Origin of the sequence: Chitinophaga hostae (genome assembly GCF_018224885.1) — a bacterium.
In the GTDB taxonomy this organism is placed as follows: domain Bacteria; phylum Bacteroidota; class Bacteroidia; order Chitinophagales; family Chitinophagaceae; genus Chitinophaga; species Chitinophaga hostae.
Window position 1 is genome coordinate 123239 of the sequence record NZ_JAGTXB010000014.1, and the last position, 12590, is coordinate 135828.

Here is a 12590-nt window from a genome sequence, read left to right on the forward strand (position 1 = left end):
GGTATCGTTATAACCGCTCCTCCAGCCGAATAGTAACGGTATCGTTTGCTTCTTTACCGATCAGCTTGCGCAGGTCTGATTTGATGGGCAGCTTATGCGTGCCGTCGCCCAGCGCCATAAAGGAACTTTCAAACGGGTGACCATCTACGGTTGCCCGTACTTTTACCAGTCCGCGTGTACCAAAAAATGCCGCGGACTCAGGCCACATGACATAAGTCCAGCCCCCTTTATTCGGGCTTTTCAGCAAGGTGGTGGTGAACTGTTTGTTTAACAGCCCTTTTGCAGGCGCTGCTTTGCCGGAAGTGATGGAACGGGTCATAACATTGCGTTTTAGGATTGGAAATGATTGGGAACTGTTGCTGCCAACAGCTGTTTCATTCCAAAGGTATGCCTGATCAGGAAAACCAGGGAGGGGCAAACACGCACTTTTACGGGTCAATTGCGACAAAATGGAGCCGGTCACCTGTTTATGGAAAAACAGTGATCCTGCATCTTCCCGCTAAAGTATAACGCTGATGCATACACTCCATATCCATGTTTCAGAAACCGCGAAATCCAAGGTAATAAATCCTGTCCTATTCATTCTTTTCGTTTGTTTATTGTTCCCGGGGAGGCTTTGTGCCCAGGCAACCGTTATCAGGGCAGGGTATGTTTTTAACAGCCGTACAGGAAAGATGCTCGAAAAGCAGATGATTCTTATCAGGGAAGGTAAGATCCGGCAAATAGGCCGGGATATACCCTATTCGCCGGAAGACAAGTTGATTGACATGCCGGACGCATGGATACTCCCCGGGCTGATGGACTGCCATGTTCACCTCACAGTCGGATTTCCCTATAAAAAAATGTCTATCGAACAAATGTATACTACGGAAAGCACGGCACTGCGCGCCCTGCGTGGCGCCTATAACGCCCAGGTGATGTTGACCAATGGCTTTACTACCATCAAGGAAATTGGAAACGACGGAAACTATGCATCTGCAGATGTGATTAAAGCCATCAGGAAAGGATGGATACAGGGACCAACTATTTTTTATGCAGGGAAAATCATCAGTCCTTATGGCGGGCAAACCGCTACCAACATTGAACACGAACATTTATGGGACGACGAATATTTAGATGCTAATAGTCCCGATGAAATAAGGAAAGCAGTCAGAAAAAATATTTACTACGGCGCCAATGTCATAAAGCTGGCTGCAGATTCCTATGCTTATCACTACAGTTTGCAGGAAGTACAGGCCGCCGTTAATGAGGCACGCAGTGCCGGTCTGAAAGTAACGGCGCATGTAATGGGCGGGGAGGCGGCCGACAATATCATCCTGGGTGGCGCCGCCGCTGTGGAGCATGGCGTATACCTAACAGATGAACAGCTGCGGCTCATGAAATCAAAAGGTACTTTCCTGGTGGGAACGGATCTGGCAGTCAGTAATAGTCTTACTTATGGCGTAGATACTGCTACAGCGCTGAAATATTACCATCTGAACATTGACAGGCTCAAACGGGCCTACAGGATCGGTACCCCCATGGCTTTTGGCTCCGATATCATTATCGATATCCCCGGAAAAAACAGGGCGCAAAGTATATTGGAGATCCTGCAAACATGGAAAGATGCACAAATACCCAACAGCTATACCCTGCAGTGCATGACTATTTACGCCGCGCAGTTGCTGGGCGTGGAAAAGGAAAGAGGCGTTATTGAACCCGGCTTCTTCGCGGATATGATTGCGGTACAACAAAATCCACTGGATAGCATTGAAACATTAAAGCGTGTTAGTTTTGTGATGAAAGAAGGAAAAGTAGTCCGGCAGGATTGACCCGGAGATCGCCGCAATAATATCAAACAACGAAATATCATCTCCCCAAAAAAAACTTTATTATTTTTATTACCGGCAACAATACACCTCGGTTATGAAAAACAGGATAAAATTATACTACTTGCTGTCAGCAGCGTTGCTGCTGCATTACACCGCTTTTTCGCAGCAGCATTCAGCAGATGTGCTAAAAAATATCCATGTTAAATACAGGGAAATAAATGCCGGCCGGCAAACTTACCGCAAGGTATACACCTCGCCGGAGGAGCAGTATTCGGAAGGCGGGGAGATCATCGGTTATTTCTTAAAAGACAGCATCCGGCTCATAGAGGAAGTGCTGTATGCAGAAGGAGGGAAGTCTACAACAGCTATTTACTATGATAAAGACCAGCCGTTTTTTATCATTGCCGAGCAGTATAAATACAATGTTCCGTTTTATGATTCTTCGTTTAACAGTAAGCTTACTACTATTACTGCCGACAGGTCCTATTTCCATCATGGAAAGATGATTAAATGGGTCAACGACCGGCAGCAGGCTTTTACCGCGAGGAATAAAGTATACGTTGAAAACGAGCAGGGCGTATTAAGTGTAGCCCAGCAATTATACGATCTTATACGGACGGCAGATACGATCAAAAAAAATCTGCCGCCCGTCCGGAAAAATATACAATAGTTATCCCTGCATCACCGCAGTCAGCGGTTTTCGTTTATCCGTTCCAGTTGGATTCATTTCCGTGATGCTGTCTAAAAAAGTAACAGATAACTTATCTCCTTCAAATGTACAGCGGATCTTATCGCCATGGAATGTTTCCACAAAACGCAGGTTCAATTGTAACGTGTGATCGTTAACCCAGGTAGCGGTACCCGCCACCTGCGTGGGTGCATGATTGTTGCCGGCTTCGGGGAAACTATATAGCTGCCTGTCTTTGTTCATTACCCATTTTTCCCAGCCACAACGTAGTGTAGTAACGCCCGTAGCTATTTTGGCAGTCCAGGTGCAACCTTTATCGGAAAAATTAAATTGCATGCTGGTAACATTAAAGTCATTGTTATCCGGTACCCAGTTTTTGTTTTGATAACGGGAGATAAGCGGAACGCTTTTAGCCCCCGTTACTACGGGCAGGACTAAACGTTCCAGTGCTTTTTGCAGTGTTGCCTGTTGCGACGGATTATCGGGCAGCGGGTTGTCGTGGATGGCGGGCAGCAAATGTTCCCACATGATATCGAGCGAACGCTGCATATCGGGCGTTTGACTGGTAACTGCGAGCACCACATCTTTGCCGGGAATCACAATGCAGTACTGGCCGTAGGCGCCATCTCCCCGGAAGGCGCCATGCCGGCATTGCCAGAACTGGTAACCGTATCCCTGGGCCCAGTCGCCATTGCCTTGCTGAGAGGAGGTTTGATAACCGGTAGCCTCTTTCACCCAACTTTTGGTGAGCAATTCCTTTCCGTTCCACTGTCCTTCCTGCAGGTAGAGTTGTCCCAGTTTGGCAATGTCCTCCGTTTTTACGCGCAGGCCGTAGCCGGCTACGTTTAGTCCCTGGGGTGATTTTTCCCAATCGTACCCGGTCATCCCCAGGGGTTCGAATAGTCTTGGCGCCAGGTATTCCTGCAGGGTTTGCCCGGTGATGGCATATAGGATAGCCCCGAGCATATAGGTGGCGCCGGTGTTATACAGAAAATGGGTCCCGGGTTCAAATGCCACGGGTTGCGCCAGGAAAGCCTGTGTCCATGGGCCTTTGGCCTGCCATAAAAACGGCAGGGTATCTGTGCCGTGGCCCGTGTTCATGGTCAGCAGATGCTTTACGGTCATTTGCTGCAGGTTGGCGGAAGGCTGTTCCGGCAGGTCTTTGGGGAAAAAGGATATTACCTTTTGATGGATATCCAGTTTCCCTTCTTTTACGAGCATACCAATGGCGGTACTGGTAAAGCTTTTTGACAATGAGTAAAGAGAATGTACATAGTCGGCGGCGAATGGCTGCCACCATCCTTCTGCCACCACCCGGCCATGCCGGAGCAGCATAAAGCTATGCCAGCTGATACCCGAAGCATTGGCGGCATTAATAAACGCCAGGATACCTTCGGATGAAATACCCAGCGACTCCGGCAGGGCACGGGGAAACCGGGTGCTGATCAAACTGCCGGAAAGCTGTTGGAATGGACGGAGCACAGGAAGTAAGCCTATTCCGGCCAGCCCTGCGCCAGCGGTTTTTATAAAATGTCTGCGACTGGTTTGCATGTGGGTGAGGCGTGTTTACGTGGATAATAACAATGTACAGGTAAATATATCCTTTATCACGGAGTAATAAAAGCACCCGTTTAAGGAAAAGGCGGATGGCCTTCACCCTTTTTTACCAGTCTGTTGCCTTAGTAGCGGATTGCCGGCTATAGCCAGGCAAAAGGTGAATAGCTCCTCTTTCCATCCGGTAACCGATTTCATAGCCCCAAAATAGCCCTCAATTGTCACACGAGTGAAAAACGAGGCCGTTGTAAAACGGTCTCGTTTCATTTTTAACAGCGCATAATACATCATCCCGGAAACCGGTGATTATTCTCAAACCGGAAGCGGTTCCTTCCCGGGCTGCGGTATAAATTGCAGCGCTATGAATACAGCTGTTTCTCCCACTATAATCAGCAGGTAATGCAGCGAAGCCACCTCAAAATCGCCGGATAACCAGAAGAATAATAAAGCCGATAAACCGCAAACCATACCCACCTGCGAAATACCCCACTTGACGATTTCAAGCCACTGGTAGGCTTTATGTACCGCTTGGGATGATGGTGGAACAGCTGGATATGTTTTGCGCAGCAGGTAAATATTTTCTATGATATCGCATAGCCAGGGCAATAATTGCAGCCAGGCCAGCCAGGTAAATAAAGAAGTACCCGCCGGGTTCATCTTCTCCGCCACTTTTATACATACCAGGAATATACTACCATAAGCCGCCGGCATAAAGAGGAAATCTACCCACAGCTGCCCGCGTAAAGCTGATAAGGTTCTTTTTTGCTGCGCTGCCGGTAACGCATATACGCCTTTGATGATGTCCGGTATTTCCTTTGGGGAACCGGGAAATTCCAGGTCCAGTATACTGAATTTACGTATCACCACATCCATGGTAAAAAACTGCCGGCTTTGCCGCCTCATGATAAATGTAGTGAGCAGCATCACGCCCATCGACAGGCATAACCAGCTCCAGGCATCGTGAATAAGTGTGTCCATGTTCGATCGTTATTTGGTGAGTTGCTTTTGCAGGGCGGTCCTGTTGGATTTGTACGTGTCCCAGTCGAAAGTTTGGAGGAATTCACAGGCGGCCTGTGCGCCCTTTGCAAACATGTCTATTTTGTCCTGGTCCGACAGGAAGAAATTTAACCAGTTGTATTTATCATCCGACAGGTCTACTTTCCCAACGCCTTTCTGGTACACTTCATTTTTTAACAGGAAGTCTTTATCATAATAATTGCGGATGGTATTAAACATGCGGCCCAGGTAACCGGTGAGCGACCAGTTAAACGCGTTTTCTCCTTTATCGCCGGGGCCGGCATCGTCGAGGTCAATACCAAACGAAGGAAGCCGCGGAATAGGAATACTGGCATTGTAAAAAATGCTGATCGGGAAATTCGATAAAATGCCGCCATCCACAAACCGCGCGGTGGAAGGAGGAGCGGTGTTATGAAAGAAACTGTTCCAGGCGGTAATGATGCGGTTGTCGCTATACGGAATATCATTGATCATATACGACTCAAAAAAAACGGGGATCGACATCGATGCGCGGATAAATCCGGCAGGCGGCATTGTGTCAGCGTCCGTACTAAAAAGATGACACATAGCCGGAAACTGTATCTTATTTTGTGTAACCAGCTCGGAGGCAATAAAGGTAACATCCCCTTTCAAATCGTCGATGCCACATTCATTATGTACTCTCAGTTTCAGCGGGGGACAGGTCTGCGCTTTTTTGTTCAGATCGCTTACGGTAGCCACGTTGTTGTCCAGCAGCAGTTTTTTAACCCAGTCGTAAAATACATCACCGGGGTTGATGCCAAATCCGGAAGTCTTCAGCCGCTTCAGCAGGTTAAACACGTAGGAAACGCCCATACCGATCAATAACGACCAGAAGCCGCTGAGTATAAAACAGGCGCCTGCCCATGCCGAAAGCGCCGGGAATTTAGCGCGCAACCCCATCAGCGCCACATCGCCAATGATCAGCAGCACAAAAAAGCCTAACAGGAAGAGAACCCAGTTTTTGACTTTGCCTACAAAATTCTTTTTGGTAATAAATTTCCGGATCAGCCAGCGGGCAGCCGGGTGGCCGTCCACCAGCGAAAAGAAATCAAGGTCGCAGATCGCCTGCAGTACTTCTGCCGATTTTTTGTCCTGTTTATTTTTGATGACGGTAATCAGCGCCGTGTTGATAGCTCCCGCGCTGGTACCAGCCAGCCGCAAAAAACGGATGCCCATTTCTTCCAGCACATAAGTATAGCCCACCAACGCAATCCCGAATACCCCACCGCCTTTTTGCACTAGGTTTACATATTGATGCCCCTCGGTATCCAGCACGTCCGATACTACCAGCGGCCTGCCGCCTTGGGCCGTGTCAAAAGTCTTTTTTAAATTCCCGAGATCTTTTATTACCCTGCTGTCATTGATAAAATCGCTGATAGACAGCCTGGATTTGGCAGTGGTGTTTTTAGGGGACATAAGATGCTTTTATAAGGGGTACGCTTCTAAATTACTCTTTTTTTTGATTTTTTCAGATAGCCGCCGCCAAGGTTGCAGATTCCCGGTTTAACCTTTATATTGAGGGGTATTTTATTTCCACGTTATATAAACAGCCAGTATATGCACCGGTCTCTTTTGTTATTTGTCTTTGGCATTTTTCTCCTGTTGTCCGCCAGCGCCCAGGATATGGCGGGTAAGGCCAACCGGTTTATTCAGTTGCTCACTAAAGAACAACAGGCCCAAACCCTGTATCCCTTCGACACCGGAGAGCGTTATCATTTTTCCTATGTACCCCGCGACGACCGTAAAGGTATTTCTGTAAATGAACTCAGCGACGTGCAGCGCAAAGCGCTTTTTGCATTGCTGACAACTACGCTGAGCGGGGAAACAGTAAAAAAAGTGAATGATATTATGCAGCTGGATCTTGTGCTGAAAGAACTGGAACACCGGCAGGATAACGATCATTACCGGGATCCGGGTAAATATTTCGTCACCATTTTCGGGGTGCCATCCGCGCATACTATCTGGGGCTGGCGCTTTGAAGGCCATCATGTGGCATTTAATTTTTCGGCAGATAAAAATGAACTGGTGGCCGGCACGCCAGGTTTCCTCGGCGCCAATCCCGCCATTGTGCTGGAAGGCCCCCTGAAAGATAAGCAGGTGCTGAAAGCAGAAACGGAGCAGGCGTTTGACCTGTTGCGGTCATTATCTCCGGAAGAACTGCAAAAAACACTCATCGCTGCCAGCGCCCCGGCAGAAATTATTACCGGCGCAAGCAGACAAGCCATGATAGCCCATCCTGCCGGTATCCGGTATAGCGAATTGAGTCCGGCACACCAGCAGCAACTGTTGGCACTCATCAGCCTGTATGTACACCGGTTTACAAAATTGTTTGCGGATAATATGCTCAAAGACATTCAGAAAGCAGGCATGGACAGCCTATGGTTTACCTGGGCAGGCAGCACCGAACACGCCCTGGGTAAACCTTGCTACTACCGTATCCAGGGGCCTACGCTGATCATAGAATATGACAATACGCAGAACAATGCCAATCATATTCACACCGTGGTGCGGGATCTGAAAAATGATTTTGGCGGAGATATGTTGCTGGAACACTATAAAGCAGCGCATCGGTAGAGCAGAAAGGGTAAAGTAAAAAGCATAAAGCTATTGCAGCGAATGATCTCAGCGGGCACTCCGCATTAATCATTCGCTGCAATAGCTTTATGCTTTTTACTTTCTGCTTTCCGCTTTCTTTGTGATCGCTTCCAGTTCAGCAGCCAGCGCTTTTACTTTTTCAGGATATTGATCCGCCACATTTTTTTCCTCGTGTACATCTGCACTCAGATGATAGAGTTGTGGTGCGGCATCGTTACCCAATTCAATATTTACATCACGTGCTATTTTCGGCCCCTTTGAAGGCGTTACATATTTCCAGTCGCCGGAAACCAGCGACAATGTGCCGGCGTGTGTAACCAGGTAAGGACGGTTGTTACGTGATTTACCAAGTAGCTGGCTGAGCATATCATAGCTGTCGGGTGCTTCATCCGTTTGCAGCGATTGTTTGGTTAAACGGGCAAAAGAGGCAAAGAGGTCCACTTGTCCGATCAGTGTGTTTGAAGTATTGTTGCCCTTTACACCAGCGGGCCATTTTACGATAAACGGTACGCGGGCGCCGGCTTCAAAAGCGCTGTATTTACCACCACGCAGGGGACCTGCGGGTTTATGCGTACCTACCAGTTCTGCAGCTTTGTCCATATAGCCATCGTTCAGCACCGGACCATTGTCGCTGGAAAAAATAATCATGGTGTTTTTTGTCAACCCCAGGCTGTCCAATGCTTTTACGATTTGCCCTACCGTCCAGTCGAGTTGCAGAATAGCATCGCCACGTAGTCCCATACCGCTTTTGCCACGGAACTGGCTATGCGGGTAGCGGGGCACGTGGATATCGCCGCTGGCGAAATACAGGAAGAAAGGCTGCTGTTTATTGCGGCCAATAAACCCGATGGCTTTCTGTGTAATGATGCCTGCAATATCCGCGTCTTTCCAGCGGGCGCTGTTGCCGCCGGTCATCCAGCCAATTCTGCTGATACTGTCTACGATCGTTTGGTTATGTCCCTGCTGCGGATCGGGCAGCATGCGCAGTTTTTCAGGGTTTTCCTTACCGGTAGGATCAGTGCCTATTTTATGCTGATAGTTGACTTCTATAGGATCGTTCGGATCAAGGTTGACTACATGATGATCTTCTACAAACACACAAGGCACCCTGTCGAGGGTAGCGGGCATAATAAATGAATACGTAAAGCCTACTTCGAGGGGACCGGGTTGAATGGATTTATTCCAGTCTATCCCTTCTTTGGTACCAAGGCCCAGGTGCCATTTGCCGATGGCGGCGGTTTGGTAGCCGGCATCTTTCAGCATGCCTGGCATAGTACGGTGATCAGTAGGAATGATCAGTGATGCATCTCCCGGGGCAATCCCGGTGTTTTTTTGTCTCCATGGATATTTACCTGTAAGCAGGCCAAAACGGGAAGGCGTACACGTAGCAGACGTGGCATAGGCGTTGGTGAAACGAACACCCTGCTTAGCCAGCTGGTCGATATGCGGGGTCTTAATCTTTTTCATCCCATAACAGCTTACATCGCCATAGCCCAGATCATCGGCATAGATGATGATGATATTGGGCTTCTGTTGCGCCGCAACTGTGAGGGTGAGCAGTCCGCATAAAACACTGCCACTGATCTTTTTAATAAAGGATGTTTTTATCATCAGGATATTATTTACGGATGGATGGTCGCGTTAAAAGGTACTTCAGATTTGGATTGATGTTGGTTTCTCTTTGCAGGATCGGCCATTTTTCATTGGTACCTTTCATCATACGTAGTTAGCTTTTCCACTGTCAAATATTAATAGTTTCTACTGCCGGCAGCCTGAAGCCCGGCTTTTATGTATTAACATAAACCTGGTGGGGGTGTTGGTTTTAGTTGTTTGTTCACTTATGTTCTCCCCATTAGGGAGCGCTCTTAGCAAAGATGCAGATAAAATTAGTTATTCCGGATTAATATTTTCCGGGAATTTTCTGTGAAGGCATGGAGTGGTTGTTATATTTTAGTACCAGGGAAGAAGTGGGAACCGATAATCCGGAAAAAAATATCCTCCTGATGACTAAAGTCAACAAAATTCCCGGCGCTGATCTGCCCGCTGGATTAGCTCAGCCAGCCATCGTACCGGAGAAAGCGGGACCCAACGGGCGTTGGGTAGAAGATGTATCCCTGCGTTTCCATTAAACGTATATGCGTGGCCGTAGCTTCCGGGCTGCGGCCATCACCATCCAGGCCACCGGGGAGGCCAGCAGGAAAGCGATGCCTATCAGTTTCATAAAATCCCTGGAAAACAGCGCCACTATATGCGTCATACCGGCGCCCAGTATTTTGTACAACACTTACCCGGGCAGCCCCGCAGCCGACAAAATAAAACGGATCCTTTCGGCGATAGTGGCGGTGGGTAGTACTGTCAGCTCATATTGCAGCTGTTGATAGGTAGCAACCATGCTGTTGCAGGTTGCTACCGCCAGGTCAAAAGATTGTTTTCGTTCGCTGTCCTGCTCGTAGATATCTTTCCAGGGAGGCGTCAGGAATACTTTGTTGTTAAACCGGTATAACGCAGCAGCCTCGCGCATGGCGGCGGGTACCGGCAGTCCGCATAACTCCAGGTAACCAATGGTATCGGCAATACCCCGGTCAAAAAATACAGGCGCCGTTTGCCCGACCCTTTGTTGGAAATCGGCCAGCGACTGTTCAAACATCAGGCGGGCAAATGCTTCCCGGTCGCCCCAGGGGAGCGCATTTCCTCCGGCGGCTACCTGCTGCCGGATAATATCACGGCCGGTTTCCGGAACACAATCGTAGCCACGGGCGGCCAGCGCTTCGATTAAAGATGTTTTGCCCATACCGGGCCCACCGGTAATAATGAAAAAGTTATCTTTTTTCATAGTAAATATTTAGCTGAAAAAATGAAAAAGGGAGAGGAGCGGGGGGAGGAGTTTGTAAGATAGGGAAAAAAATGGGGTTCACAATTTTGCCGTTTAAGCCTATCTTTGGGCTATCTATGCTGAAGGGCCTGAAGCAATCACTATACCAGCATGCCGTACACTACTGGAATAACATCGTAAATGTAGGTGTTCATCCCGCTATGCCCTATATCGAATCCCGGCGAACCATGCTGCTTAACCTGCTGGCGCTGCCCTGTATTCCTTTCATGTTTTTTTACAGTCTTTTAAATGCCTTCCAGGGAAGATACCTGCTCTCGGCTTTAAACCTGTCAACTACCCTGGCAGCCATAACAGTACTGCTGTTGCATAAATACCGGCTGTACCTGAGCGCCCGCGTGGTATTGATATTCTTCAGCGCGGCACTGTACACCTTTACCGGTTTGTATTTCCACAACGGCGCGGAATATTTCCTGTTGAACATCCTCGTGGTTACTATACTCATCTATGATAACAAATGGATCGTTGGCTGTTTTGGCGTTTTAATTATCGCCGCATTTATGCTGATCGTTTTTATGCCGCAGTCCTGGTACCTGGCCCCGCCGGTACCCACCGAACGGGTATGGTCCAATGTGGCGGTGTCGCTCCTGTTCCTGATTGTAGCGCTCAGCTATTTTAAATATGTGCAGTCCGATTACCAGCAGGAAATAGAAAAACAACGCGAGGCGTTGCTGGCCATGAACAAGGATAAGGAAAAGCTTTTTTCTATTGTGGCTCACGATATACGCAGTCCCCTGGCCACGCTTGAAAGTTTGCTGGATATGTTCCAGAAGGGGCAATATCCCCGCGATGACATGGAAGAAGCCGCCGCCATACTGCATTCCAAAGTAGCGCAGCTGGGAGGCACCCTGGATAACGTGTTGCGCTGGAGCACAAGAAGCATGAAAGGAATCCAGACAAGGCCCCGTAATTTTTTGCTGGCGCCGGTGATGACAGAGGTGCTGCATTTTTTTGAACTGATTATCGAGCAAAAGGATATTTCAGCGGATGTACAGGTACCCGTGAATATAGCCCTGTATGCCGACAGGGACCAGGTATCCGTGATTCTCCGGAACCTGTTCAGCAATGCGTTGAAATTTAGCTACGGCGGCAGTAAGATAAAGGTAACCGCCCTGCAAACAGACCACCAGGTATCCATCAGTGTTACAGATTACGGTACAGGTATGGATCTGCAACAACTGAAAACACTGTTTACCTCACAGCAGCACCCCGCTTATGGCACCGCCGGCGAAAGAGGTACCGGGCTGGGACTGATATTATGCCGCGAATTTGCCGAACAAAACAATGGGGCCATTGACGTGGAAAGCACCCCTGAAAGCGGTACTACTTTTACGTTGTGGCTTCGCAAGGGCGATGTGCCCGTCAATGAACCATCTGCTTCTTACTAACTATTCAAATTTCAACAGGCGTAATTTCAAAAATTACATATTTATTCTATATTTGTAACCGTTATTCCGGCTTCCTATTCCGATCAAGACATAAATAAAATAACTACCTATGGCCAAGTACGATGACGCCTCCTGGCATTATGGCGGCGACTATCCTAACAACTTACCTATCATCAATGCCTATACGCATATTGGCATGTTCCTCACCTGGTGCATTGACCGCAACCTGATGTCGGAAGACCAGATGGAAGAAGCCGGAGAAGCGTTAACACAGGTACGGAACAGAACCCTCAACGGGGCGGAATTTCTCGACAGCGTTTGCGATGGAAAGTTTACCACTGATGACCTGGACGATACCGGGAACAGTTTTGCCAGGGCTTATTATGGCCGCAAGGAAGGCAAATACGCCAGCTATTTCGACGACTATAAAAACCTGTTCCACACCTCCGCCGGTGAATTTATCGTGTACAGCGTAGATAATTCCTGGGAAAATTACGAGCGGATAAAACCTGTTATTGATAAGCGGTTCGAAGACTGGAAGACTTTCCAGTAATTGACCGATGCAACCCGGATAATGGTACGGATTCCCCGCAATCTATACCCTGTTTTTGTGTGCGCTGCCGGGA

At 48.3% G+C, this 12590-nt stretch carries 13 protein-coding genes; 6 read left to right on the forward strand and 7 right to left on the reverse strand.

Going from position 1 to position 12590, the window contains the following annotated elements:
- Positions 1–7: 7 nt before the first annotated feature.
- Complete coding sequence (locus tag KE626_RS24135; RefSeq protein WP_211975577.1) at positions 8–319, reverse strand: DUF1905 domain-containing protein; 312 nt, start codon at positions 317–319, stop codon at positions 8–10.
- Positions 320–674: 355 nt separating this feature from the next.
- Here KE626_RS24135 and KE626_RS24140 point away from each other — a divergent pair, with 355 nt between their 5' ends.
- Both KE626_RS24140 and KE626_RS24145 read left to right on the forward strand, forming a co-directional pair.
- Complete coding sequence (locus tag KE626_RS24140) at positions 675–1811, forward strand: amidohydrolase family protein (protein WP_211975578.1); 1137 nt, start codon at positions 675–677, stop codon at positions 1809–1811.
- Between the two features lie 94 nt (positions 1812–1905).
- Positions 1906–2481 (forward strand): hypothetical protein, encoded by a 576-nt coding sequence (locus KE626_RS24145; RefSeq protein ID WP_211975579.1) that lies wholly within the window; start codon positions 1906–1908, stop codon positions 2479–2481.
- On the opposite strand, the gene KE626_RS24150 is transcribed toward KE626_RS24145, so the two are convergent.
- From KE626_RS24150 to KE626_RS24160, 3 genes are all read right to left on the reverse strand, one after another.
- Positions 2482–4050 (reverse strand): serine hydrolase domain-containing protein, encoded by a 1569-nt coding sequence (locus KE626_RS24150; protein WP_211975625.1) that lies wholly within the window; start codon positions 4048–4050, stop codon positions 2482–2484.
- A 315-nt stretch (positions 4051–4365) separates the two neighbouring features.
- On the reverse strand, positions 4366–5031 hold the full coding sequence (locus KE626_RS24155) for a hypothetical protein (RefSeq protein ID WP_211975580.1): 666 nt from the start codon (positions 5029–5031) through the stop codon (positions 4366–4368).
- Positions 5032–5040: 9 nt separating this feature from the next.
- Positions 5041–6507, reverse strand: a complete 1467-nt coding sequence (locus tag KE626_RS24160; RefSeq protein ID WP_211975581.1) for a patatin-like phospholipase family protein — start codon at positions 6505–6507, stop codon at positions 5041–5043.
- A gap of 141 nt (positions 6508–6648) precedes the next feature.
- Here KE626_RS24160 and KE626_RS24165 point away from each other — a divergent pair, with 141 nt between their 5' ends.
- Positions 6649–7665, forward strand: coding sequence for a DUF3500 domain-containing protein (locus KE626_RS24165; protein ID WP_211975582.1), 1017 nt, complete (start codon positions 6649–6651; stop codon positions 7663–7665).
- Positions 7666–7761: 96 nt separating this feature from the next.
- Here KE626_RS24165 and KE626_RS24170 read toward each other — a convergent pair whose 3' ends face one another.
- Positions 7762–9297, reverse strand: a complete 1536-nt coding sequence (locus tag KE626_RS24170; protein WP_211975583.1) for a sulfatase family protein — start codon at positions 9295–9297, stop codon at positions 7762–7764.
- A gap of 320 nt (positions 9298–9617) precedes the next feature.
- Here KE626_RS24170 and KE626_RS24175 point away from each other — a divergent pair, with 320 nt between their 5' ends.
- On the forward strand, positions 9618–9815 hold the full coding sequence (locus tag KE626_RS24175) for a hypothetical protein (protein ID WP_211975584.1): 198 nt from the start codon (positions 9618–9620) through the stop codon (positions 9813–9815).
- On the opposite strand, the gene KE626_RS34930 is transcribed toward KE626_RS24175, so the two are convergent.
- Both KE626_RS34930 and KE626_RS24180 read right to left on the reverse strand, forming a co-directional pair.
- Positions 9812–9943 carry a hypothetical protein gene (locus KE626_RS34930; RefSeq protein ID WP_283093173.1) on the reverse strand — a complete coding sequence of 44 codons (132 nt, stop codon included), beginning with the start codon at positions 9941–9943 and terminating at the stop codon, positions 9812–9814. The genes KE626_RS24175 and KE626_RS34930 overlap by 4 nt on opposite strands.
- Before the next feature lie 27 nt (positions 9944–9970).
- Positions 9971–10519, reverse strand: a complete 549-nt coding sequence (locus KE626_RS24180) for an AAA family ATPase (protein ID WP_211975585.1) — start codon at positions 10517–10519, stop codon at positions 9971–9973.
- Positions 10520–10590: 71 nt separating this feature from the next.
- Here KE626_RS24180 and KE626_RS24185 point away from each other — a divergent pair, with 71 nt between their 5' ends.
- Positions 10591–11964 (forward strand): sensor histidine kinase, encoded by a 1374-nt coding sequence (locus KE626_RS24185; protein ID WP_211975586.1) that lies wholly within the window; start codon positions 10591–10593, stop codon positions 11962–11964.
- A gap of 109 nt (positions 11965–12073) precedes the next feature.
- Positions 12074–12517, forward strand: a complete 444-nt coding sequence (locus tag KE626_RS24190; RefSeq protein WP_211975587.1) for a DUF7832 domain-containing protein — start codon at positions 12074–12076, stop codon at positions 12515–12517.
- Positions 12518–12590 lie beyond the last annotated feature (73 nt).

Coding starts and splice junctions, on each gene's coding strand:
- KE626_RS24185 (WP_211975586.1), top strand. CDS start 10,591: ATGGGGTTCACAATTTTGCCGTTTAAGCCTATCTTTGGGCTATCTATG.
- KE626_RS24180 (WP_211975585.1), bottom strand. CDS start 10,519: ATGAAAAAAGATAACTTTTTCATTATTACCGGTGGGCCCGGTATGGGC.
- KE626_RS24135 (WP_211975577.1), bottom strand. CDS start 319: ATGACCCGTTCCATCACTTCCGGCAAAGCAGCGCCTGCAAAAGGGCTG.
- KE626_RS24170 (WP_211975583.1), bottom strand. CDS start 9,297: ATGATAAAAACATCCTTTATTAAAAAGATCAGTGGCAGTGTTTTATGC.
- KE626_RS24140 (WP_211975578.1), top strand. CDS start 675: ATGCTCGAAAAGCAGATGATTCTTATCAGGGAAGGTAAGATCCGGCAA.
- KE626_RS24160 (WP_211975581.1), bottom strand. CDS start 6,507: ATGTCCCCTAAAAACACCACTGCCAAATCCAGGCTGTCTATCAGCGAT.
- KE626_RS24150 (WP_211975625.1), bottom strand. CDS start 4,050: ATGCAAACCAGTCGCAGACATTTTATAAAAACCGCTGGCGCAGGGCTG.
- KE626_RS24165 (WP_211975582.1), top strand. CDS start 6,649: ATGCACCGGTCTCTTTTGTTATTTGTCTTTGGCATTTTTCTCCTGTTG.
- KE626_RS34930 (WP_283093173.1), bottom strand. CDS start 9,943: ATGACGCATATAGTGGCGCTGTTTTCCAGGGATTTTATGAAACTGATA.
- KE626_RS24190 (WP_211975587.1), top strand. CDS start 12,074: ATGGCCAAGTACGATGACGCCTCCTGGCATTATGGCGGCGACTATCCT.
- KE626_RS24145 (WP_211975579.1), top strand. CDS start 1,906: ATGAAAAACAGGATAAAATTATACTACTTGCTGTCAGCAGCGTTGCTG.
- KE626_RS24175 (WP_211975584.1), top strand. CDS start 9,618: ATGGAGTGGTTGTTATATTTTAGTACCAGGGAAGAAGTGGGAACCGAT.
- KE626_RS24155 (WP_211975580.1), bottom strand. CDS start 5,031: ATGGACACACTTATTCACGATGCCTGGAGCTGGTTATGCCTGTCGATG.